25 protein-coding genes are annotated in these 22,221 nt (G+C 71.3%); 18 read left to right on the top strand and 7 right to left on the bottom strand.

Features of this window, described 5'->3' with window-relative positions; genetic code table 11:
* Nucleotides 1-98: 98 nt before the first annotated feature.
* Nucleotides 99-1,472, bottom strand: coding sequence for a HAMP domain-containing sensor histidine kinase (locus LWF15_RS02330; RefSeq protein WP_232808643.1), 1,374 nt, complete (start codon nt 1,470-1,472; stop codon nt 99-101).
* 2 nt (nt 1,473-1,474) lie between these two features.
* Nucleotides 1,475-2,161 (bottom strand): response regulator transcription factor, encoded by a 687-nt coding sequence (locus tag LWF15_RS02325; RefSeq protein ID WP_231438679.1) that lies wholly within the window; start codon nt 2,159-2,161, stop codon nt 1,475-1,477.
* Nucleotides 2,162-2,261: 100 nt separating this feature from the next.
* On the opposite strand from LWF15_RS02325, the gene LWF15_RS02320 reads away from it, so the two are divergent.
* From LWF15_RS02320 to LWF15_RS02295, 6 genes are all read left to right on the top strand, one after another.
* On the top strand, nt 2,262-3,293 hold the full coding sequence (locus tag LWF15_RS02320) for a hypothetical protein (RefSeq protein WP_232808642.1): 1,032 nt from the start codon (nt 2,262-2,264) through the stop codon (nt 3,291-3,293).
* Between the two features lie 143 nt (nt 3,294-3,436).
* Nucleotides 3,437-5,305: a molecular chaperone DnaK gene (dnaK, locus tag LWF15_RS02315; RefSeq protein ID WP_232808641.1), complete on the top strand. Its 1,869-nt coding sequence runs from the start codon at nt 3,437-3,439 to the stop codon at nt 5,303-5,305.
* Nucleotides 5,305-6,129: a nucleotide exchange factor GrpE gene (gene grpE, locus LWF15_RS02310; RefSeq protein WP_232808640.1), complete on the top strand. Its 825-nt coding sequence runs from the start codon at nt 5,305-5,307 to the stop codon at nt 6,127-6,129. The genes dnaK and grpE overlap by 1 nt, the downstream gene beginning before the upstream one ends.
* 77 nt (nt 6,130-6,206) lie before the next feature.
* Nucleotides 6,207-7,274 carry a DnaJ C-terminal domain-containing protein gene (locus LWF15_RS02305; RefSeq protein WP_232808639.1) on the top strand — a complete coding sequence of 356 codons (1,068 nt, stop codon included), beginning with the start codon at nt 6,207-6,209 and terminating at the stop codon, nt 7,272-7,274.
* A gap of 25 nt (nt 7,275-7,299) precedes the next feature.
* On the top strand, nt 7,300-7,764 hold the full coding sequence (locus LWF15_RS02300; protein WP_232808638.1) for a heat shock protein transcriptional repressor HspR: 465 nt from the start codon (nt 7,300-7,302) through the stop codon (nt 7,762-7,764).
* Between the two features lie 11 nt (nt 7,765-7,775).
* The gene (locus LWF15_RS02295; protein ID WP_232808637.1) at nt 7,776-8,267 is read left to right on the top strand and encodes a heme-degrading domain-containing protein; all 492 of its coding nucleotides are present in this window, start codon (nt 7,776-7,778) and stop codon (nt 8,265-8,267) included.
* Nucleotides 8,268-8,373: 106 nt separating this feature from the next.
* On the opposite strand, the gene LWF15_RS02290 is transcribed toward LWF15_RS02295, so the two are convergent.
* Entirely contained in the window at nt 8,374-8,703 is a 330-nt protein-coding gene (locus LWF15_RS02290; RefSeq protein ID WP_232808636.1) for a hypothetical protein, read from the bottom strand.
* Between the two features lie 292 nt (nt 8,704-8,995).
* Between LWF15_RS02290 and cpaB the strand changes: the two genes are divergently transcribed.
* The 10 genes from cpaB to LWF15_RS02240 all read left to right on the top strand — a co-directional run bounded on the left by cpaB (nt 8,996) and on the right by LWF15_RS02240 (nt 17,727).
* A complete protein-coding gene (cpaB, locus tag LWF15_RS02285; RefSeq protein WP_232808635.1) occupies nt 8,996-9,754 on the top strand; it encodes a Flp pilus assembly protein CpaB in 759 nt (252 codons plus the stop codon).
* Entirely contained in the window at nt 9,751-11,328 is a 1,578-nt protein-coding gene (locus LWF15_RS02280) for an AAA family ATPase (protein WP_232808634.1), read from the top strand. The genes cpaB and LWF15_RS02280 overlap by 4 nt, the downstream gene beginning before the upstream one ends.
* Nucleotides 11,325-11,687, top strand: a complete 363-nt coding sequence (locus tag LWF15_RS02275; protein WP_232808633.1) for a hypothetical protein — start codon at nt 11,325-11,327, stop codon at nt 11,685-11,687. The genes LWF15_RS02280 and LWF15_RS02275 overlap by 4 nt, the downstream gene beginning before the upstream one ends.
* Nucleotides 11,678-12,994 (top strand): CpaF family protein, encoded by a 1,317-nt coding sequence (locus LWF15_RS02270; RefSeq protein WP_232808632.1) that lies wholly within the window; start codon nt 11,678-11,680, stop codon nt 12,992-12,994. The genes LWF15_RS02275 and LWF15_RS02270 overlap by 10 nt, the downstream gene beginning before the upstream one ends.
* A complete protein-coding gene (locus LWF15_RS02265; protein WP_232808631.1) occupies nt 12,991-13,905 on the top strand; it encodes a type II secretion system F family protein in 915 nt (304 codons plus the stop codon). Before LWF15_RS02270 ends, LWF15_RS02265 begins: the two co-directional genes overlap by 4 nt.
* On the top strand, nt 13,905-14,810 hold the full coding sequence (locus LWF15_RS02260; RefSeq protein WP_232808630.1) for a type II secretion system F family protein: 906 nt from the start codon (nt 13,905-13,907) through the stop codon (nt 14,808-14,810). The genes LWF15_RS02265 and LWF15_RS02260 overlap by 1 nt, the downstream gene beginning before the upstream one ends.
* A complete protein-coding gene (locus LWF15_RS02255; RefSeq protein ID WP_232808629.1) occupies nt 14,810-16,036 on the top strand; it encodes a sensor histidine kinase in 1,227 nt (408 codons plus the stop codon). The genes LWF15_RS02260 and LWF15_RS02255 overlap by 1 nt, the downstream gene beginning before the upstream one ends.
* Complete coding sequence (locus LWF15_RS02250) at nt 16,033-16,680, top strand: response regulator (RefSeq protein ID WP_232808628.1); 648 nt, start codon at nt 16,033-16,035, stop codon at nt 16,678-16,680. Before LWF15_RS02255 ends, LWF15_RS02250 begins: the two co-directional genes overlap by 4 nt.
* An 88-nt stretch (nt 16,681-16,768) precedes the next feature.
* Complete coding sequence (locus LWF15_RS02245; protein ID WP_232808627.1) at nt 16,769-16,987, top strand: hypothetical protein; 219 nt, start codon at nt 16,769-16,771, stop codon at nt 16,985-16,987.
* A gap of 17 nt (nt 16,988-17,004) precedes the next feature.
* Entirely contained in the window at nt 17,005-17,727 is a 723-nt protein-coding gene (locus LWF15_RS02240) for a pilus assembly protein TadG-related protein (RefSeq protein ID WP_269809422.1), read from the top strand.
* On the opposite strand, the gene LWF15_RS02235 is transcribed toward LWF15_RS02240, so the two are convergent.
* The 3 genes from LWF15_RS02235 to LWF15_RS02225 all read right to left on the bottom strand — a co-directional run bounded on the left by LWF15_RS02235 (nt 17,717) and on the right by LWF15_RS02225 (nt 20,642).
* On the bottom strand, nt 17,717-18,673 hold the full coding sequence (locus LWF15_RS02235; protein WP_232808625.1) for a hypothetical protein: 957 nt from the start codon (nt 18,671-18,673) through the stop codon (nt 17,717-17,719). The genes LWF15_RS02240 and LWF15_RS02235 overlap by 11 nt on opposite strands.
* A 68-nt stretch (nt 18,674-18,741) precedes the next feature.
* The gene (locus LWF15_RS02230) at nt 18,742-19,350 is read right to left on the bottom strand and encodes a putative periplasmic lipoprotein (protein WP_232808624.1); all 609 of its coding nucleotides are present in this window, start codon (nt 19,348-19,350) and stop codon (nt 18,742-18,744) included.
* Nucleotides 19,338-20,642: a hypothetical protein gene (locus LWF15_RS02225; RefSeq protein WP_232808623.1), complete on the bottom strand. Its 1,305-nt coding sequence runs from the start codon at nt 20,640-20,642 to the stop codon at nt 19,338-19,340. The genes LWF15_RS02230 and LWF15_RS02225 overlap by 13 nt, the downstream gene beginning before the upstream one ends.
* Before the next feature lie 82 nt (nt 20,643-20,724).
* Here LWF15_RS02225 and LWF15_RS02220 point away from each other — a divergent pair, with 82 nt between their 5' ends.
* Together LWF15_RS02220 and LWF15_RS02215 are read left to right on the top strand one after the other, a co-directional pair.
* Complete coding sequence (locus LWF15_RS02220) at nt 20,725-21,051, top strand: DUF192 domain-containing protein (protein WP_232808622.1); 327 nt, start codon at nt 20,725-20,727, stop codon at nt 21,049-21,051.
* Between the two features lie 11 nt (nt 21,052-21,062).
* Nucleotides 21,063-21,470: a DUF3592 domain-containing protein gene (locus LWF15_RS02215; RefSeq protein WP_232808621.1), complete on the top strand. Its 408-nt coding sequence runs from the start codon at nt 21,063-21,065 to the stop codon at nt 21,468-21,470.
* A gap of 330 nt (nt 21,471-21,800) precedes the next feature.
* Here LWF15_RS02215 and LWF15_RS02210 read toward each other — a convergent pair whose 3' ends face one another.
* Entirely contained in the window at nt 21,801-22,157 is a 357-nt protein-coding gene (locus LWF15_RS02210) for a DUF192 domain-containing protein (protein WP_232808620.1), read from the bottom strand.
* Nucleotides 22,158-22,221 lie beyond the last annotated feature (64 nt).

The following is a 22,221-nucleotide window of genomic DNA, read 5'->3' as shown; positions in this document are numbered from 1 at the left end:
AAACCGATTACGGACGGGTGTGGTGGGGAGCCGAATGAGTGCTCGGCGGCGCGGGTGGTGCGGGTCCGGTCAGTGATCCGGGCCCGCACCCCGCGCGATCACGAGGCCTGCGACGAGCCCATCCCGGCGAGCTTGCGGATGCGCTGGCTCAGACCGCCGCCGGCCGAACTGCGCCGCTGGCGCATCCGCTCCCGGGTGCGGGTCTCGGCCGGGCTGAGCACGACCTGCACCTTGGCCCCGCCGAGGCGGGAACGGCCCAGTTCGAGGCGGCCGCCGGAGGCGATCGCGGCGCGGCGGACGATGTCCAGCCCGAGCCCCGACGAACCGGCGTTGCTGTGCCCGCGGGCCACCACGTCGGCACCGGGCAGGCCGGGGCCGCCGTCCTGCACGGCCAGCACGATCTCGTGCGCCGCGTTGGTGTTGACCGTGACCTCCAGCGGCACACCCTCTTCGGTGTGCGCGAACACGTTGTCGATCAGCACGTCGACCACGTCGGTGAGCTCCACCGAGTCGATCCGGGCCCAGGTGGGCCGGCTCGGCAGCCAGGTGCGCAGCGACCGGCCCTGCTCGTCGGCCAGCGCCGACCAGAACGCCACCCGCTCGCCGACCAGCGCGGCCACGTCGGTGCGCGAGGTGACGTTGGCCTTGACCGGGCGCCGGGCGTCCTGCACCACCGCGTTCACCGTGCGCTCGAGGGTGGCCACGTGCTCCTCGATGCGCTGGGCCAGCTCCGGGTCGGAGATGCTCTCCACGTCCAGGCGCAGCGCGGTGACCGGGGTCCGCAGCCGGTGCGACAGGTCGGCCACCGACTCGCGTTCCGAGATCAGCAGCTGCTCGATCCGGGCCGAGAGCCGGTTCAGCGCCCCGGCCATGGCCACCACCTCGGGCGGGCCGTGCTCGGGACTGCGGATGTCCAGGCGCCCGTCGCGGATCGAGTCGGCCGCGGCGGCCAGGTCCTTGATCGGGTCGCTGAGTCTTCGGGCCAGGGTGTCGGCCGCGCCGACCGAAAGGGCCAGCAGCAGGGTGCCCAGGGCGCCGAGGATCCAGCTGGCCCGGCCCACCCCGCGGTGCAGCTCGTCGCCGCTGACCTCGGTACGCACCACGTAGGTGCCCTCGGTGGTGCGCACCGGCGCGTAGACCACCGCCCGGCCGTCGTCGCGGCTGGTGAAGGCCAGCCCCTTCAGGGCCTTGCCGAGGTTCGCGGCGTCGTCGGCCTTGGCCCCGAGCACGTCACCGTCGGGCAGGTAGACCGACACCGTGCCCAGCGGGTCGTCGGTGTTCTCCAGCTCGGCCGCGGCCCCGGCGGCGCCGGAGTTGGCGGCGATCTGCGCGAGGTTGGTGGCGTCGGCGGTGACCGTGGCGAGCGTGCGTTCCTCGGCCAGCGAGCGCAGCAGCAGGGTCAGCGGGATCAGGAAGGCCAGGACCACCGCGGAGGTGGTGGCCGCGACCAGCAGGGTGAGCCGCCAGCGCATCTCTAGTCGGTTCCGGGGGCGACCAGGCGGATGCCCACGCCCCGGGTGCTGTGCAGGTAACGCGGTTCCGCGGCCGACTCGCCGAGCTTGCGGCGCAGCCAGGACAGGTGCACGTCGATCGTGCGGTCGCCGCCGCCGTAGGGCTGCTGCCACACCTCGGCCAGCAGCTCGCGCTTGCTGACCACCTCACCGGCCCGCTGGGCCAGGGCCAGCAGCAGGTCGAACTCCTTGCGGGACAGCTCCAGCGGCTCGCCGTCCAGGGTGGCGACCCGGGTACGGGCGTCCAGCGCCAGACCGCCCACGGTGAGCGGGCCCTCGGTCTTCTGCGGACCGCCGCGGCGCAGCACCGCGCGGATCCGGGCGTCGAGGTGGTCGGCCCCGAACGGCTTGGTGACGAAGTCGTCGGCCCCGGCGTCCAGCGCCTTCACCGCGTCCTGGTCCTCGTCCCGGGCGGTCACCACGATCACCGGCACCTCGCTGACCGCGCGCAGCATCGTCAGCACCTGGATGCCGTCGACGTCGGGCAGACCGAGGTCGAGCAGGACCACGTCCGGCCGATCGTCGATCACCGACTGCAGGCCGGGCAGGCCGCCCGGTTGCCATTGCACTGCGTGACCGCGATCGGTCAGAGCTCTGGAGAGGGCCGCGCGGATCCCCGCGTCGTCCTCGATGATCAGAATGACCGCCACGTGCGCGACGGTACCGGCTGAAACCTGGTTGGGGACATTCTGAATGTCCGGATCTACACCCGCCCGGCTCAACGCTAGGGTTCCCGAGGAGGTGATTTGGGTGAAACGCCGGATCGTCGGCGCCATGCTCGGCTGGCTCGCAGCGGTGGCCGTGGTTGCCGCAATCGCCACGATCGCGATCGGCGCGGCCGGCCGTCAGGTCACGTCGCAGTCGCTCAGCCCTTCGTCACCCCTCGCAGTCTCGGCGTCTGTCCAGTCCACCCCTGTCACTGTCGGTGGCTCCGGCGGGCAGGTCCTGGGGGCCGGTGGTGACGAGCCGGAGCAGCCGTCGTCCCAGGGGGCCGAGGGCGCGGCCGAGCGGCCCACGAGCCTGGCCATGCGTGCTGCCGGGGGTCGTGTGCACGCCGATTGCGCGGGCTCCCGGGTAGCGGGCTACGCCCTGCCGTTCGACGGCTGGCAGGCCCGCATCTCCGCCACCGGGCAACGCCGGCTCGAGGTCGTCTTCTCTCTCCGCGAAGAGCGTGCGGTGCTGGTCACGGCCGTTTGTGAGCAGGGTTCGCCGGCCTTCGGGCAGACCCCGCTCGACCCGCGGAACCCGGTGCAGGCGGCTCCGCGCCCGCAGGCGGGCACCCCTACCACAGGGCCTGACCCGGATGTGACGGATGTCTCGTCCAGTTCGCCGGTGCCGAGCGCGCCCTCTGCCCCTACAGACACCCGAACGCCGGTCCCTTCGGGCAGCGCCGAACTCCCCGCCCCGACCGAAGAGCCCACCGGGACGACACCTTCCGGGGCTCCGGTCACGCCGCCCGTGGCCCCGCCCACATCGGCCTCCACCCCTCCCGCCCACTCGTCCACGCCCACGGTCACCCGTTCGTCGGTCGGAGCGTCCGAGCACTCTCGGGAGACCGTCGAGGTGAGCGAGCCGGACGGCTCCGCCGAAGAGGTGACGAGCGCGCCGGTGGAGACCACAGACGTCCCCAAGAACTCTGACGTCCCGCCCGCATCCGGGTGCGCATCCACCGAACCGGCTTCATCGGGTGCAGCGTCGGTGCCGCCGAGCACGGCCGACTGCGTGACAGGGGGCGCGTCCGCCCCCTCGGCGGCCGACCGGGGCCTCACTCTGGGGATGTAAATCTCCCCGGCCGGGAACACCGCGCCCTTCTCGTCAGTTGAGCCAGGCAGACTCAAGTTAGGTCAGTCCCGAGTTGACTACCTCGGGTCGCTGCACCAACCTGAGTGAGGGCCACTCAGCTCTTATCGAAGGGAACCAAGATCATGGCAAGAGCGGTCGGAATCGACCTCGGAACCACCAACTCGGTCGTGTCCGTGCTCGAGGGTGGCGAGCCCACTGTCATCGCCAACGCCGAAGGTGGCCGCACCACGCCGTCCGTCGTGGCGTTCGCCAAGTCCGGCGAGCCGCTGGTCGGTGAGGTCGCCAAGCGCCAGGCCGTCACGAACGTCGAGCGGACCATTCGCTCCGTCAAGCGGCACGTCGGCACGGACTGGAACATCGCGATCGACGACAAGAAGTACACGTCGCAGGAGATCTCCGCGCGGGTGCTGCAGAAGCTGAAGCGGGACGCGGAGGAGTACCTCGGCGAGACCGTCACCGACGCGGTGATCACGGTGCCCGCGTACTTCAACGACTCGCAGCGTCAGGCCACCAAGGAGGCCGGCGAGATCGCCGGCCTGAACGTGCGCCGGATCATCAACGAGCCCACCGCCGCGGCCCTGGCCTACGGTCTGGAGAAGGGCAAGGCTGACGAGCGCATCCTGGTCTTCGACCTCGGTGGCGGCACGTTCGACGTCTCCCTGCTCGAGGTCGACGTGGAGGAGGGCGGCAGCACCGCCATCCAGGTCGTCTCGACCGCCGGTGACAACCACCTCGGTGGTGACGACTGGGACCAGCGCGTCATGGACCACCTGGTCAACACCGTGAAGAGCTCGACCGGTGTCGACCTGTCGAAGGACAAGATCGCGATGCAGCGGCTGCGCGAGGCGGCCGAGCAGGCGAAGAAGGAACTCTCCAGCGCGACGTCCACGACGATCTCGCTGCAGTACCTCTCGATGACCGAGAACGGCCCGGTCCACCTGGACGAGAAGCTCACCCGGGCACAGTTCCAGCAGATGACGGCCGACCTGCTCGAGCGCACCAAGGCGCCGTTCCAGTCGGTGATCAAGGAGGCCGGCATCTCGGTCTCGGAGATCGACCACATCGTGCTCGTCGGCGGTTCCACCCGGATGCCGGCGGTCAGCGACCTGGTGCGTGAGCTGACCGGGGGCAAGGAGCCGAACAAGGGCGTCAACCCGGACGAGGTCGTCGCCATCGGCGCCGCCCTGCAGGCCGGCGTCATCCTCGGTGACCGCAAGGACGTCCTGCTGCTCGACGTCACCCCGCTGAGCCTGGGCATCGAGACCAAGGGCGGCGTGATGACCAAGCTCATCCACCGCAACACCGCGATCCCGACCAAGGCGTCCGAGGTGTTCACCACCGCCGACGACAACCAGCCGCAGGTGCTCATCCAGGTCTTCCAGGGCGAGCGCGAGCTGGCCCGGGACAACAAGCCGCTGGGCAACTTCGAGCTGACCGGCATCGCCCCCGCCCCGCGCGGGGTGCCGCAGATCGAGGTCACCTTCGACATCGACGCCGACGGCATCGTGAACGTGTCCGCCAAGGACCGGGGCACGGGCAAGGAGCAGGCGATGCGGATCACCGGTGGCTCGGCCCTGAGCAAGGACGAGATCGACCGGATGGTCAAGGAGGCCGAGCAGCACGCCGAGGAGGACCGTCAGCGCCGCGACGAGGCCGAGGTCCGCAACGGTGCCGAGCAGCTGGTCTACTCCACCGAGAAGTTCCTGCGCGACAGCGACGACAAGCTGCCCGAGGACGGCAAGGCCGAGGTGAACACCGCGATCGCCGAGCTGAAGACGGCGCTCGAGGGCACCGACGTCAACGAGATCAAGGCCAAGCAGGAGAACCTGTCCGCGGCCAGCCAGAAGCTCGGCGCGGCGCTCTACGCGGCGCAGTCCGAGGGCGGCGAGTCCGGTGCCCCGGGCGCCGGTGCGGGTGCGGGTGCGGCCGGTTCCGCCACCAAGGACGACGACGACGTGGTGGACGCCGAGATCGTCGACGAGGACAAGTGATGGGCGAGCAGACTGTCGATCCGTCGGAAGGTCAGGGTCCCTCGGGTCCGGTCATCCGCGACCGACGTCGGCTCGACCCGGAAACCGGCGAGGTGCGCCAGAACTCGTCCGCATCGTCCGCCGAGGGTGAGCCGGAGGAGTCCGGCTCCCCCTCCCCGGCCGGGAAGAACGCCGCGAAGAACGGTGGCAAGCACGCCGCCGGGGCACCGGCCGACACCGAACCGGAAACGGGCGAGTCCGGCGAGTCCGAGAAGGCCGAGAAGGCTGACCAGGCCAGCAAGGCCGACCAGGCCGAGAAGGCTGACCAGGCCGAGGGTGAAGACTCCGGCGAGAACGGGGAAGACGTGACGGCCGAGGAGGTTTCGCTGGACGGCATCCTGGCCGACCTCGACACCGCCCGGTCCTCCGCCGCCGAGCGGCTCGGCGACCTGCAGCGTCTGCAGGCCGAGTTCGTGAACTACCGGCGCCGGGTGGACCGGGACCGGGACGTGGCCAAGGAGACGGCGATCGCCGGGGTGCTGGAGGCGCTGCTTCCGGTCCTCGACGACGTCCACCTGGCCCGTCAGCACGGTGACCTGGAGTCCGGGCCGTTCGCGGCGATCGCCGAGAAGCTCGAGGCGGTCCTGGAGCGGTTCGGCCTGGTGCGCTACGGCGAGGCCGGTGAGGCCTTCGACCCGGAGGTGCACGAGGCGCTCATGCGCACCGAGGCGGAACTGGCCGAGGGCACCACGACGACCACCGTCGTCCAGGTGCTCCAGCCCGGTTATCGCAGCGGTGACCGGGTGCTGCGGGCAGCCCGGGTCGCCGTCGCCGACCCCAACTGACACCTCGACGACCGGCCCGCCGGGCGCTGATCCAGCGTCCGGCGGGCCGGTCGGGCAGGCGGCGCTAGGAGAGAGACATGGCGGGCCAGGACTGGTTCGAAAAGGACTTCTATTCCGTCCTCGGTGTGCCGCAGAACGCCACCCCTGCGGACATCAAGAAGGCGTACCGCAAGGTCGCCCGCACCCATCACCCGGACGCCAACCCCGGTGACAACGCGGCGGAGAAGCGGTTCAAAGAGGTCGGCGAGGCGTACGCCGTGCTGTCCGACCCGGAGCAGCGCCAGCAGTACGACGCGATCCGGGCGATGTCCCGCGGAGGCGCGCGGTTCACGGCCGGCGGCGGTGGGCCGGCTGCGGGCGGCAGTGGCGGCGCGGGCTTCGAAGACCTGCTGGGCAACCTGTTCGGCGGTGCGGGCGGCATGCCCGGCGCCGGCGCGGGGCAGCAGCGGGTCCGGTACAACACCGGCGGCTACGGCGGCGGCACCGAGTCGCCCATCTTCGAGGACATGCTCAGCGGTCTCTTCCCGCCCGGAAGTTCCGGTGGCAACGGGCAGTACCGTCCCCCGCGCGGCCCGATGCGCGGTGGTGACCTCAATGCCACCGCCACGCTGACGTTCCGGCAGGCGATGGAGGGGGCCCAGCTCAACCTCCGGGTCGATGACCCGCAGGCCGGGCTGCGCAACATCACCGCGCGGATCCCGGCCGGGGTCCGCAACGGTCAGAAGGTGCGGCTGCGCGGCAAGGGCAAGGCCTCGGACATGGGGGGCGAGCCGGGGGACCTGTGGGTCACCGTCTCGGTGGCCCCGCACCCGATCTTCACCCTGGACGGCCCGGACGTCCGGCTCACCGTCCCGGTCACCTTCCCCGAGGCCGTCTTCGGCACCGAGATCGAGGTGCCCACCCCGGACGGCGCCCGGGTCAAGCTGAAGGTGCCGGCGGGCACGCCCTCGGGGCGCACCCTGCGGGCCCGCGGCCGGGGTGTGAAGACCGCCAAGCGCACCGGCGACCTGCTGGTCACCCTGCAGGTGGCGGTGCCGCAGCGGGTCGACGGCAAGGCGCGCGAGGCGTTGCGCACCTTCGCCGAGGCCACCGGGAACGAGAACCCGCGGGCCGATCTGTTCGCTCATCTGGACGAGAACCGTTAAGCGGTAGCACACGGAGGGCCCGGCGATGACAGACCAGGGCAAGGCCGCGGACGTGCAGTTCAACGTCGATCCGGACGCGCCCATCTTCGTCATCTCGGTGGCTGCCCAGCTGGCCGGGATGCACCCGCAGACCCTGCGCCAGTACGACCGGCTCGGCCTGGTGACGCCGGGCCGGTCGGCCGGCCGGGGGCGGCGCTACTCCGCCCGCGACGTCGCGTCCCTGCGCGAGGTGCAACGGCTTTCGCAGGAAGAGGGCGTGAACCTGGCCGGGATCAAGCGGATCCTCGAGCTGGAGTACGAGAACCGGGCCCTGCAGGGGCGCCTCGACGCACTGCTCGAGGAGCTGCGGCTCACCCAGGCCAAGTTGCGCAGCAGCGGGCGGGTGTTCGCGGCCGAGCCCGGGGGCGACATCGTGGCGGTGCCACCCGGCCGGCGGCCGCGGCGGCCTGTCACCTCTACGGCGCTGGTCGTCTGGCGACCGGGAAGGTAAGACTGGTGAGCATGGCGAACGACGAACAGCTGGATGCCCTGATCGAGGAACTGGAGGATCAGGAGCGACGGCTGCGGCTGCCCGGCTTCGACAACGACGACGCCTGGCAGATCGGGATCATCCTGGTCGAGCTCGCCGCCTCCCGGCGCGCCCCGGTCACGGTCGACCTGCGCCGCAACGGCCAGCAGCTGTTCCACTACGCCCTGCCCGGCACCAGCGCCGACAACGACGCCTGGATCCGCCGCAAGGCCGCCGTGGTGGATCGCTTCGGGTTGTCCTCGCTGCTGGTCGGGCGCCAGTCGCTGGCGGCGGGCGAGACGTTCGAGGAACGGTTCCGGCTCGACCCGGCCGAGTACGCGGCCCACGGGGGCTCGTTCCCGGTGCACGTGCACGGTGTGGGCGTGGTCGGCACGGTCACCGTGTCCGGGCTGCCCGAGGTGGAGGACCACATGATGGTGGTGGCCGGACTGGAGCAGTACCTCGAGGACCTGAGCAAGAACTAGAAACCGGATTGAAGGACGAGGGGAGCCACCTCCGCGAGGTGGCTCCCCTCGTCCTCTGTTCGGGTTCTTTTGAGATGGGCCGAATGGACGACTTGCGGCTGGGGGTTCAGGTGCGGGCGCCGATCCGGGCGCAGAGCACGATCGCCGGCCCGGTGGCCAGCAGCAGCAGACCGGCGCCGAGCCAGCCCGACCCGTTCAGCCCTCCGTGCGCGGCGATCCCCAGGGCCAGCAGCCCGGTCGGGAGCACCGCGGTGCGCATGCTGTCGAGCTGACTCAGCTCGGCTCGGCGGAACTCCCGCGCCGCCGTCAAAGATCCTGCGCCACAGGCGAAGACCACCACCAGCACGGCCAGCAGGGTGAAGCCCGGCCCGCCGGCCCGGCCGGTGGCGTAGTCGGCCGTACCGAACGCCACTGCGACCAGCAGGGTCTGCGGCACCAGGAACGCCACGACGGTGGTGGCCAGGCCGACCGCCGTGCCGAGCAGGATGCGCGCCGCCGTGGCCTCGGCCGCGTCCTCGTCCTCGGGGAACGACCACCAGCGCCGGGACAGGGGTGTCCGGGCGCTGCGAGGGGTGGCGCGCAGGTAACGACCGATGACCGATTCTCCGGTATTGCCCGTTTAACGACACAATTCTCTGTTACCTTACTTCAACCCAAGGTCACTGAGGTGGGCCCGGCCGGGCCCAGCAGGGGGCCCAACCTGGTGGTTCTCGCGCTGGAGGGCAGGGATGAATCCGCGACAGCGGCGCGGTGTGCTGCTCATGGGGGTCGCCGTACTCGGTGCGATCGCGGTGTTCGTGATGATCGCCGGCTACGTCACCGACATCGGCCGCCGGGTCGGGCCGATGACCACGAGCTACCGCTTCACCGAGGACGTGGAGAAGAACCAGCCGATCACCGGTGACCAGGTCGAGGAGGTCGAGCTGCCCTCGAAGTGGTTGCCCGAGGCGGCGATCCAGTCGTTCGACACCTCCCGCGGCCTGGTCGCCACCGCCGACATCCCGCAGGGGGCGATGCTGCAGGAGGGGATGGCCGCCGCGCCGCCGGAGCTCAAGCCCGGCCAGAGCGAGATCGCCATCCTGATCGACGCCGAGACCGGGGTGGCCGGGAAGATCCAGAAGGGCGACCTGGTCGACATCTACGGCACTTTCAGTGTGCGCAGCACCGATGCCCAGGGCGCCAGCGAGGACCAGGACCAGGCCCGGGTGATCGTCAGCAATGCCCAGGTGCTGGCCATCGGTGCGCTGCAGCGGGTCGACTCACCCGATGCCGAGGCCGGTGACTTCGAGCAGAACGAGGTGGTGCCGGTGACGTTCGCGCTCGATCGCGAGGACAGCCTGAAGGTCACCTACGCCGAGAGTTTCGCCACCAAGGTGCGGCTGGCGCTGGTCGCGCCGGGCACTCGCTCGCGCCCGCCGGGCAATGCCGACGTGCTCGACGGGGACAAGCTGCTCAAGCCGGTGAAAGCCGGGGGGAACGGGCCGTGAACCGCCGGTTGCTGCTCGGTAGCGCGGACGAGGTCACCGTGCAACGGGTTTCGTCGGTGGCCGAGGAACTGGGCGACGAGCTGGTCCACGTCTGCTCCACCTCGCACGAGGTGTCCGACGCGGTGGCCGGTTTCCGCCCCGACGTACTCATCGTCTCCGAAACACTTGGACCGGTGCCGGTTCTCGACCTGATCCGGCAGACCGCCCGGCAGGACCCGTTCGTCGGCATCCTGCTGCTTTCCTCCACCTCCGACCCGGAACTGTTCCGGGTGGCGATGGAGGCCGGGGCCCGCAGTATCGCCCCGCTCGGGTTCACCATCGACGACCTCGGGCAGCGGATCGAGAGTGCCGCCTCCTGGGCCGGGATCGTGCGCAGCCACATCGCCGGTGACAACGCCCGGATGCTGGGCAGTGGGCACGTGGTGGCGCTGGCCGGCAGCAAGGGCGGGGTCGGCACCAGCACGCTCGCTCTGCACACGGCCCTGGAGGCCGCCGCCGCGGGGCGCCGCACCTGCCTGGTCGATCTGGACCTGCAGAGCGGAGACCTGGCTACCCTGCTGAACATCAGCCACCGGCGCGACATCACCGACCTGATCGGGCTGGTCGGCGAGATCTCCGGGCAGACCCTCGACGACGTGCTGTTCCGGCACTCCTCCGGCCTGAGTGTGCTGCTGGCCCCGCGTGAGGGCGAGCGCGGCGAGGAGATCACCGAGGCGGTCGGCCGGGCGGTGATCGGGGCCCTGAAGTCCCGGTTCGACGTGGTCGTGATGGACGTGGGCAGCGTGCTCACCCCGGCCGGGGCCTGTGCGGTGGAGATCGCCGACCGGGCCGTGCTGGTGGCCACGCCCGATGTTCTCAGCATGCGCGGGTGCCGGCGCACCGCCCAGTTGTGGGAGAGGCTGCGCCTGCGTCCGGAGAAGGACGTCACGGTTCTGCTGAACCGGATCTCGCGCGGCGTGGAGGTGCAGCCCGACCTGGCCGCCCGCCTGGCCCGGCTGCCGATCAGCGAGTTCGGCGTGCCCGCCTCGTTCCGGTCGTTCGAGGCGGCCGCCAACACGGGTGAACCGCAGCGGCTGGTCGACCGGGACACGCGCCGCGCCCTGGTGCGGGTGGCGGAGTCGCTCGGGGTCCGGCAGCCGGCCGAGGCAGGCGGCAGTGGCCGCCGGGCCGCCCGGCGGCGCGACGCGGGCCAGGCAGCGGTCGAGTTCATGGGCCTGCTGCCGGTTCTCGGCATTCTCCTGGCCTGCCTGGTGCAGGGCGTGCTGATCGGCTACAGCCACGTGCTGGCCGGGCATGCGGCGAGTGCGGCGGCGCGGGTGTCGGTCTCGCCCGAGCAGGGCTTCGGCGACATCGACGCACGGGCCCGGGAAGAGCTGCCGGGCGCCTGGCAGGAGGGGGCGCAGGTCACGCTGGGCGGTGGGGCCGGCGGCGATCCGCGCTGGGGCGATCCCGACGCCGAGGTCACGGTGGAGGTGGTCACGCCCGCCTTCATCCCCGGCGTGGCCGCCCTTTTCGGTGATGCGCTGAATGCCACCGCCACGGCGCAGATGCGTTTCGAGGGGCGGTTGCCTTGAGAGGCGATCGGGGGCAGGCGTCGATCGAGCTGCTCGGCTCGGTGCCCTACCTGGCGCTCGGTCTGTTCGCCGCGCTCCAGCTCACGGTGGCCGCCACCACGGTCCAGGCGGCCAGTTCGGCGGCCCGGGCGGCGGCCCGCACAGTGAGTCAGGGCGACGGTGACCCGCAGGCCTCGGCCCAGCGGTCGGTGCCGGACTGGCTGGAGGCGGGGATGAGTGTGACTCTCAATGGTGGGGAGAGCCCTTCGGTGACAGTCACTCTCCAGATGCCCATCATCGTCCCTGGTCTGGATTCCGGCCCCGAAGTGGCCCGCACGGCCTGGTTCGAGCGGGAGCAGGCGACGCCGCCATGGGGCTGAGAGATCTGCGCTCGGCCGGTGAACGCGGTGCCGGCCAGGACGCCGCCCGGCAGTTCGAGGCGCTGGTCGAGCGCTACCGCCGGGCGCTGCTGGAAGAGCTCAACCTGAACGAGCTCTCGTCGCTCGACCCGGCCCAGCGGCGCACCCGGCTGGAGCGGGTGCTGGCCCGGATCCTCAGCCGCGAGGGCCCGATGCTCTCCGGCACCGAGCGCACGCAACTGATCCGCCGGGTGATCGATGACTCGCTCGGCCTGGGCGTCCTGGAACCGCTGCTGGCCGATCCGTCGGTCACCGAGATCATGGTGAACGGGCCGAAAGACGTGTACATCGAGCGGGCCGGCCGGCTGGAGCGCGCCCCCTTCGCCTTCGCCAGCGAGGAGCAGCTCTACCAGACCATCGACCGGATCGTCTCGACCGTGAACCGCCGGGTGGACGAGTCCAGCCCGATGGTGGACGCCCGGCTGGCCGGCGGGGAGCGGGTGAACGTGGTGATCCCGCCGCTCTCGCTGACCGGGCCCACCCTGACCATCCGCCGTTTCCCGGCACCGATCCCGATGCACCGGATGGCCGAGATCGGCGCCGTGGACACGGCCACCGCGCTGCTGCTGGCCTCGATGGTGCGGGCCCGGTTCAACGTGCTGATCTCCGGCGGCACCGGTACCGGCAAGACCACGATGCTGAACGCGCTCTCGGCGTTCATCCCGACCCACGAGCGGATCATCACTGTGGAGGACGCGGCCGAGCTGCGGCTGGAGCAGGAGCACGTGGTCAGCCTGGAGGCCCGGCCCTCGAACATCGAGGGCCGGGGCGAGGTGACGATCCGCGACCTGGTGCGCAACAGCCTGCGGATGCGCCCCGACCGGATCATCGTCGGGGAGGTCCGCGGCGGCGAGACCCTGGACATGCTGCAGGCGATGAACACCGGCCACGAGGGCTCGCTGGCCACGGTGCACGCCAACTCCACCCAGGACGCGGTGTCCCGGCTGGAGACGCTGGCCACGATGAGCGAGCTGGAACTGCCGTTCGCGGCGATCCGCGACCAGATCAACAACGCGATCGACGTGATCATCCAGCTCTCCCGGTTCGGCGACGGGTCCCGCCGGGTGGTGGAGGTGATCGCGGTGACCTCCAAGCGCCGCGAGGAGTACCGGCTGGAGCGGCTGATGCACTTCGAGGCCGAGCCGACCGGGGCGGACCGGGTGGTCGTCGGCCGTTTCGTGCCGCACCGGCTGCCCGCCGCGCTGGCCGACCGGCTGATCGTGCGCGGGGAGCTGATCCCGCCGCAGTTCCTGGAGTACCGGCGATGATCCTCTGGGCTGCTTCCGGTGTGCTGGCTCTCGCCGTGCTGGGTTACGCGCAGTGGGTGCTCGGCACCAACGAACGCGAGGCGCTGACCCAGCGCACCGCGCTGGAGACGGTGGAACGCTCGTCGAACCGCTGGATCAACCGGCTGGACGGGCGGCTGCGGCGGACCGCCCACGGCCGGTGGCTGCAGATGCGGCTGGACCGGGCCGGGGTGCGCTGGCGGATGGCCGACATCTGGCTGGCCCTGGCGGGCCTGGCGGTGGTCACCTACCTGCTCTCGGCCCAGCTGCTGAGCTGGTGGTTCGCCGTGCTGGCGGCGGCCGCCGCGGTGCGGCTGGCGCTGACCGTGCTCGACCGCCGGGAGGCCCGCCGGCGGGAGGACTTCGTGGGGCAGCTGCCCGAGGTGGCGCGGGTGCTGTCGAACGCCACCTCGGCCGGGCTGGCGCTGCGCTCGGCGATCCGGATGGCCGGGGAGGATCTGGAGGAACCGGCCGGTTCGGAGATGGCCCGGCTGGCCCGCGAACTCGACGTGGGCACCCCGCTCAGCGATGCGCTCGACCACCTCCAGCAGCGCATGCCCAGCCGCGAGCTCGCCCTGCTGACCCGCACCCTGATCATCCAGGCCCGGGCCGGGGGCGCAGTGGTGACCGCGCTACGGGGGATGTCGGAGACCCTGGAGGCCCGCAAGGACCTGCGCCGCGAGGTCCGGACCATGCTCTCCGGCGCGGTCTTCACCAGCTGGATCGTGCTCTTCCTGGGTGCCGGGTCGCTGCTGATGATGAACGTGATCGCCCCGGGCACGCTGAACGAGGTCACCTCCTCGCTGATCGGCCAGGTGGTGCTGGTGATCGCCCTGGTGATGTACGCGGCCGGGTTCTGGATGATCCGCCGGACCACCCGGATCGACGTCTGATGAACCCCGACGCCCTCACCTTCGCGCTCACCGGGCTGCTGGTGTACCTGTTCGGCCTGTACGGCTGGCAGCTGCTCAAGGCCCCGCCCGAGGTGGCCCTGCCCGACACCGGATCGGTGCCGGTTCTCGGGCGCGGGCCGGTGGGCGCCCGGATCCCGCTGGTGGCCGGGATCTACCGGCTGCTGGGCCGGCGCACCGGCCCGGCGATCAGCGGCCTGCTCGGCCCCCGCTGGCGGCTGGAGGTGCGCAACCTGATCGCCGCGGCCGGGCAGCCCCGGGGGATGGACGTGGCCGGGTTCGCCGAGCTGCAGGGCGCCTACACGGTGCTCGCCCTGCTCGGCGGGTTCCTGCTGGTTCTGCGCGAGCTGCCGGTCCTGGCCGGGCCGGCCGCCCTGCTGCTCCTGGCCTACCCCTCGGTGTGGCTCTACAGCGAGGCCCAGCGGCGGCAGCGGCAGATCGAGCAGGAACTGCCCGACTTCCTGGACGTCCTGGCCATCACCGTCACCGCGGGCCTGGGCTTCCGGGCCGCGATGGAGCGGGTGGGCGAGACGCTGGAGGGGCCGCTGGCCGAGGAGGTGCGCCGCACCATGCGCCGCATGGAGATCGGGGTGCACCGTCGCGAGGCGTTCCTCGAACTGCGCGACCGCAACCCCCGCTCGACCACGATGGGCCTGTTCGTCACCGCGATGATCCAGGCCGAGGAGCTCGGTGCCCCGCTCGCCGACACGCTGAACCAGCTGGCCGGGGACATGCGCCGGGAGTTCGCCCAGATCGCCCGGCGCCGGGCCTCCCGGGCCGCGCCCCGGGTCAGCCTGATCATCACCATGGTGATCATGCCCGCCGTGGTCACCCTGCTCGTCCTGGCCCTGTTCCTGGGCTCCGACGTGGATCTCGGCTCGTTGTGATGCGCCGGCGGCCAGCGGTTCCGGAGCCGGACGCGGTCGGCCGGCTGGCCCAGTACGTGCTGATCCCGCGGATCGGGGCCCCGGGCCTGAGTGTGGTGGCGCTGCGGGCCGACCACGATCCGGCCGGCCCCCTGCTCGGGGTGCTGCTGGTGATGATGGCGCTGAACTACCTGGCCCTGCGTTACTGGACCCTGATCGAAGGCCGGCGTCATCCGCTGGTGCTGGTGCTCGACCAGTTCACTGCCCTGGTCGTGCTCGGGGTGACCGGTCTGGGCACGCCGATGGTGCTGTACCTGATCGCCGGCGGCGTGCTGGCCGGGCTCACCTACCGGGCCCGGCCGGTGCTGCTCGTCGGCCTGGGGGCCACGCTGGTCTACGGGGTGCTGCTGGTGTTCCGCACCGGATACGTGCCGGGTGGCAACGACTTCCACACCACGATCACCCTTCCGGCGCTGGTGCTGGCGGCCGGTCCGGCGGGGGTGGCACTGCGCCGGCTGCTCGACGAGCAGGAGCGCACGGCTACGCAGCTGTGGCGGTTGCGGCGGAGCGCGGCGGTGCGGGAAGAACGGCTGCGGGTGGCCCGCGAGCTGCACGACTCGCTCACCAAGAACCTGCACGGGGTCTGGCTTCTCAGCCGGACGTTGCAGAGTTCGTTGGACCGGGGCGACCTGACCTCGGCCCGCGAGGCGGCCGGGGTGATCGGTCAGACCGCCGAGGGCCTGGCCGGGCAGTCCCGGGTGGTGATCCAGGGGCTGCGCGAGAACCCCCACCGCAATCTGGTCGAGGCGCTGCGCGAGCGCGCCACCGCGGCCACGGCCGGACACCGGCTGAGTGTGCAGGTGCACGACGAGCGCGGCACTCCCCGGCCCGGGCCCGACGCGGCCGGACGGAACACCATGCTGGCGGTCACTTCCGAGGCACTGCACAACGTGGTGAAGCACGCGCAGGCCCGGCGGGTCACGCTCACGCTGGCGGCTGCCGGTGCCGAGGTGGTCCTGCAGATTACGGACGATGGGCGCGGCTTCGACGTCTCGGCCGGGCATCCGGGGCACTACGGACTGGTCGGGATGAGCGAACGGGCCAGCCGTAGTGGCGGCAAGCTCAAGGTGCTCAGCGCGCCGGGGAACGGCACCACCGTTCGGCTGGCGGTGCCGGCCCGTCCACCGAAGCCGGCGAAACAGTCGAAGCAGCCGAAGCCGGTGGTGCTGGCCGAGGGGGTGCCGTGACGGTGCGCCCGGTGACGGTTCTGGTGGCCGACGACAATCCGGTGATCCGGATCGGCCTGCGGCAGCTGCTCGGTGCCGAGCCGGCCACCGACCTGGTGGGTGAGGCCGCAGACGGCGCCGAGGCGTTGCGGCTGGCCCGGGAGCTGCGCCCCGACGTGGTGCTGCTGGACGTCCGGATGCCCGGTACGTCGGGGCTGGAGGTGCTTCCCGAGCTGGCCACCTTCACCTGTGTGCTGATGCTGACCTCGAGCGAAGAGGACGAGACGGTGCGGGCGGCGGTGCAGCTCGGGGCCCGGGGATACCTCGTCTACGGCACTTTCGACGAAACCGCGGTGGTGCAGAACATTCTGGCGGCAGCCGGGGGAGGTTCGGTGTTCAGCGCCTCGGTGGTGCGGGTCCTGGCCGGTCCGCCCGCGCCTGCGGAGTCGGTTCCGGCCGCCGATCCGGCCGTGGCGGCGCTGTTGTCCGAGCGGGAGGCCGGGGTGATGCGCCTGCTGGCGGCCGGGCGCACCAACGGGGAGATCGCGGCCCAGCTGTTCCTGGCCCCGAAAACCGTGAAGAACCACGTGAACCGGATCTTCGCCAAGCTCGGGGTGACCTCCCGCGCCCAGGCCGTCGCGGTCTGGGTGGGCACCGCCCGCTGAAGGACTTTGGGCCCGCGGCTGGGCCCACGGACCCTCGCCGGGCGGGGGCCGGAGGGTTAGCGTTCGGCGCTAACGAGGGGAGAGCAGGATGATTCGCGTCTACTGCGCGCTACTGAGTCTGCTCGCGACGACGGTCGGGCGCGGACGTCGGGCCGGGCAGGACCGGGGGCAGACGGCGGCCGAGTACATGGGCATCGTCGTCATCGTCGCGATCATCATCGTCGCGATCGCCACCAGCAACATCGGTCAGACCATCGCCACGAACATCACCAACAAGATCAACGACATCTTCAACGCAGGAGGCTGACGACGCGGCCGCACCGGATGAAGTCACCGCATCCCGTGCGGTCCCGACGTCGTCCTGAAGGGGAGGAGGGTCAGATCGCGCCGGCCCTCCTCCTCGTCGTGGCCGCGCTGCTGTTCCTGGGTCTGCTCTTCGCCCAGGTGGGCAGCGCCTCCGAGCAGAAGACCCAGACCCAGACGGCCGCCGACTCGGCCGCCGTCGCCGCGACCCACCAGTTGCGCGACGCCACCATCCTGCAGGCGGCGGACGAGATTCCCTGGGGCCTAGGGGTTCTGTTCGCGCCCCTGGGCGGCTGGGAGCCGGACCTGACGGCGGCGGCCTGCGCCGCGGCCCAGCGCAACTGGCAGGAGAACCCACACTCCGGCGGCCTGGGGTGCGGCGACGTCTACCTCGCCGGAACCGGGGACGGGGTGCAGGTGGGGGTGCTGGCTCCGCCCGGTCAGGTGATCGACGGCCCGGCCGACGTGCAGGACCAGAGAGCTCAGGCCGCAGCGCTCTCGCGGATCACGTTCGAGGAGTGCCCGGCACCCGGGCCGGCGAAGCAGGACGCCCTGGCGCACTGGCTGGTGGACACCACGATGGCCAAGCTCGGCCACGACTCCGACTGTTTCACCATGGCCGACGCGATGCAGCTGGAGATCCTCGAGGCCTGGCCGTTCCCGGTCATGGTGGCCGCGGTCGGCCCGCCCGAGGAGATCCTCGACGCGGTGCGGGAGAGCCTGCGGATCGAGATCATCGGCTAGGCACCTGGTAGCCGCAGAACACGCAGCGCGGGGCCGCGGCGACCAGCGCCGCCCCGCACCAGTCGCAGGGTGAGTACGGCTGCAGCGGAACCCGTTGCGCGATCCAGGCGGCCGGGTCACGGGGCACGGCCACGATCTCGGTGGCCTCGTCGTCGCCCCAGAAACCGGGCAGGTCGAGCTCGGTGCGCACTCGGTGCGGCACGTCGCTCACCCCGGTCAGGGCCTGGAGCGGTGCGGGCATGCTGTGCGGGCCGGCGATCAGCACCCGGGTCTCGGCGGAGCCGAAGGCGGCGCGGGTGAAGCCTTCTGAAACCAGGTCTTTCGACAGTGAGCGCACGATCGGGCGCGGTGTGACCTGGACCGCGAACTGGCGCTGGCCGGGCAGTATCGAGGCCAGGTGGTGGCCCACCCCGACCCCGGGAAGGTCGAGCCCGGTCACACTGTGCAGCACGGCCACGTTCACCAGTTCGGCGGCCAGGGTGGGCAAGACCGAGACCACCAGCGACGACGGCCGTCCGGCCACGGCCAGGGCCTGCTCACTGATGCGGGCCACGGCGTACTGCCCGAGCGGGCCGTTCGGCAGGGCGACCACGGTGATCTCCACGTCGAGAGCGGCCCGGGCCAGGGCCGCCTCGCGGGTGACGGCCGCCTCGGCGGACTCGCCGCACAGCATGAGCAGCCGGGCTCCGTCGGAGGTGAGGTCTTCCAGGAGGCCGAGACGGGTGGCCGACGAGACGTTGAGCAGGCCGGCCGGCCCGTTCTCCTCGCGCCACAGGTTCAGGTCGTCGGCCAGCAGGACCCGGATCGGCGGTTCGGACGGCTCGGGGGCCGGAGGCGGTGGGGGCGGCGCCGGGGCCGGCTGGGCGCGGCGGGCGGTCTGCCGCAGGATCCGGGTGGGCTGGGTGTCGTGCGGCTCGCGGGGCACCGGCCGGCTCTCCACCGGCACGATCGGGGCCTGGCCGGTGATCGGTTGTGGCCCTGGGAAAATCGGTCGCCCGGGCTCGGCCCCGCTGCTCACGAGGCACCCCCGGGCCGCAGGGTGGAGGCGATCTCCTCGAGCCGGCAGGACTCGACGGCGTCGGCCGGGCCGGCCACGTTGAGCGAGATCAAGGTCGACTCCTCGGTGAGGAACTGGCGCACGAACAGGGCGCCCTGGGGGCCGTACAGATCACCGGGGACGATCGGGTAGCGGCTGCTCTGGCGCACTCCGGCCAGGGTGCCGGGAACCGGGTCGATCGGCTCGTTCTGCTCGATCTGCCCGCCCGGTTCGCGGCCGGCCGAGAAGGTGGCGATCGCGGCAGCCGGAAAAGTGCCCCGGTAGTCGAGCTTCTCGCCGGCGATCACGACGCAGGAGCCGCCTTCTGCGGAGGCCCGCCAGACCCGCACCCGGGCGGCGCCGGTCTCGTTCGCAGCGGCGCTCGACGTCTCCGGTGAGTAGTCGACGTCGCTGGGCAGTTCGAAACTGAGCGCTCCGGTGCCGACCGTGTAGTGGTCCAGCCCGGACAACGGCAACACCTGGGTACGGCCGTCGTTCATGGGTTCCGCCCCGGGAGGGGGTCCGGGATCACTTGAGCAGCCGGCCAGCAGGAGCACGGCCAGCGAAAGCCCGGTCAGGATGCGCACGTCTGCCACCTGACCAGACCCTGGCCGGGCGCATAGTAGAAGTCGTCGCCGGGAAGGGCGCCTCGGACGGTGAGCCCACCGAGCATGCCCAGACCTACCTCGGGCGAGGCGTTCTGGGCAGTTCGGTAGGCGCTGACCGTGACCGAGGTGCCGGGCGCCCCGGCGTCGAGCAGGGCGTACAGGCGCTGGACGGGATCTTGACCTTCCTCCAGCTCCGAGCCCTGGCCCAGATCGAGCAGTAACGGCACGCCCAGCCAGTGCAGCACGTCGGCGGCCGCGCCGGCGGGTTCGCTCCTCAGCAGATCGATCCGGATCGTGGCCCGCCCGACGAACGGTGCCGGTTCCTCTGGTTCCTCCGACTCGACCGAATCGGAGGTGAGATCCGAGCCTTCGGGCTCACCGACGTCCAAAAGCGTGCCCAGCAGATGTTCCGGGGTGCCGGCCGACGCGCTCAGCCACCCCCGCAACCCACCCGCCGTCTCGATCACCAGGTACCGCGCCCGCCCGAACCGGTCGAAGGTCACCCCGGCCACCGTGGTTGCGGATCCGGGGGTTCCCAGACGGAAGGATTCGCCTGCCTTCTCGGTCAGCTCGACGAAAATCGTCGTGGAAGGCTGCTTCTCCTGCGTGACCCGAACCTCTGCGACCCCGGCCACCCCGCCCCCGACGATGCCGCCGCCGACCGCCGAGCGGGCCTGGGCCGCGAGATCCGGGGCCGAGCCCGCGTCGACGAAGTAGGCATGCGGTTGCCGGACCATCTCGCCCGGCAACGGGTGCCCGTCCACCTTTTCGGCGATCCGGGCCAGCAGACCGGTGGGATCGGCGCTCCGCAGCCGGCGCCGGACCGGCTCGTGCTGGGCGGCGGTGATGTACGCGCGGGCGGCACTCTCGGTGGGGAACTCGGTGAGCTCACCCCCGCGGACCGAACCGGGAACGTTGTCGCGCCGGACGAACCAGTGCACCACCGCGTTCTTGTCCACCGTGCGGCTCAGCGTCAACCGTCCGGAACTGCCCAGGTCGTCGGTGAACAGCACCGCGTCGTCGGGCACCACGTCGGCGTGGCTGAGTACCTGACAACGGGTCTCGGCCGCGGCGGCGATGACCGGCGTTGCGCAGGCCGTGTCGCCGTTGCCGCAGAAGGCCTTGCGCACACCGTGCCCGAGCACCGGCGTCAGCACCACGGTGACCAGTACCACCAGGCAGCTGCCGGTGAGCACGGCGAGGTACCGGATCGACGACGGGCCGGCGTCCGGGAGCGCTGCGCGATCAGGGCGACGAACGATCAGGCTCATCACTGGTCACTGTGCCGTACCGGACGATTACATGGTGGCGATTCGCGTGATTGTTACCTTTGGACCCGATGTGAGGACGTTCGTGGAGACTTTGTCGGTGGACGGTGTGCCGGTGGCTCAGGTCGAGGTGGCCGTCAGCTACGCCGCGCGCTCGAAAGGACTGCTGGGGCGGGACGGGATCGCGACCGGCCTGGTGCTGCGCCCGGGCTCGGGTGTGCACACCTTCGGTATGCGGTTCGCGATCGACGTGGTCTACGTGCGTCGCGACGGCCGGGTGCTGGCAGTGGCGCCGATGCGGCCCCACCGGCTCGGCCGGCCCCGGCTGCGGTCGGCCTGGATCCTCGAGACGGAGGCCGGGCGAGCGACGGCGTGGGGCATCGTTCCCGGGCGGGAACTCAGCCTGGCCTAGGGTGAGTTCCCATGTACGACACCGCTGGACCGATGCTGTTGGCCCGGAGTGTGGTCGGGGTGCTCTTTCTGCTCTGCCTGGGCGCCGGGCTGCTGCGGCGCAGCCGGCAGAACGAGGTGCGGCGGATCTGGCCCGAGGTGGTCGGCGAGGTGATCGGCGAGCGCAGTGTGATCGGCGCCTCGAACCGCCGTCCGGTGGTGCGCTTCACCACCCGGCACGGAGAGACGGTGGTGGCCGAACGCCGCACCGGCTTCGCCGTCGTGACGCCGGTGATCGGCAAGCGGGTGCCGGTCTGGTACGACCCGTCCGATCCCCAGCACTTCCAGGTCCAGGTGCTCGCGCTCGACCGGCGGGGCTCGATCTCGTTCGTCCTCGCGGGAATCCTGGCGGCGCTCTTCGGGATCCTGCTCCTGCCCTGAGGTCTGACCCGAAGGTAGGTGAACCGTTTCGGACCTGCGTCCGAATTTCGACATCGTGTTCGACATTCACCACCGGTGGTGACCGGGTTCCCTCGGACGGCGTGATGTCGTTCACGGAAAGTGTGCAGCGGCGGCTTGTATCCCTACAGTTGTCGACAAGGGGGCGGTGCCGGAGGAATCCGGTGCTGCTCGGTAGGGTCAGGAAGGGGCCGAGAAGCTTCCGGTTCGGCTTGACCAGGGTGAAAACCCCTGGTTAGGGCGGTCTTCGGGAGTGCGCGGGTGCGGTATGTTCTGCCCGGGGGGATGGTGGCCGGTGACTTCGGAGGGACGTCACCGGCCATTTCCATTGTCGTGGGCGGTAATTCGGCTGCCTACCTGAAGTCCCCACCGGCTGAACGATCCTCGGTTCGCCTCGAGTACCTGACGCACGCCCGGGCGGGGACGGGTCAGGCCGAACGGTCGCAGGGTGAGCACGTGCAGAACGGTCGCCTCGTCGTCGAGCAGGGCGACGTCGAGCGCGTACAGCATGCCCATCCCGTGCACGCTGTTGCCCGGTCGCAGCAGCAGTGCGCCGGGGATCGACCGGGTGCCGAGCAGGCCGCGGGCGCGGCGCCAGTAGCTGTCGGCCAGCCGGAGCGGGGCCACGTCACGCCCGTCGACGTGTAAGCGGAGCGTAGTCGTTCTCATTCGGACTCCTGTTCAGTTGTCGGACGACTCGTAAGAGATGTCTAACCACGAGTTATGAAGTTCC

Origin of the sequence: Kineosporia rhizophila, from assembly GCF_021277265.1 — a bacterium.
GTDB lineage: Bacteria > Actinomycetota > Actinomycetes > Actinomycetales > Kineosporiaceae > Kineosporia > Kineosporia rhizophila.
This window is presented reverse-complemented; position numbering and strand designations above follow the sequence as displayed.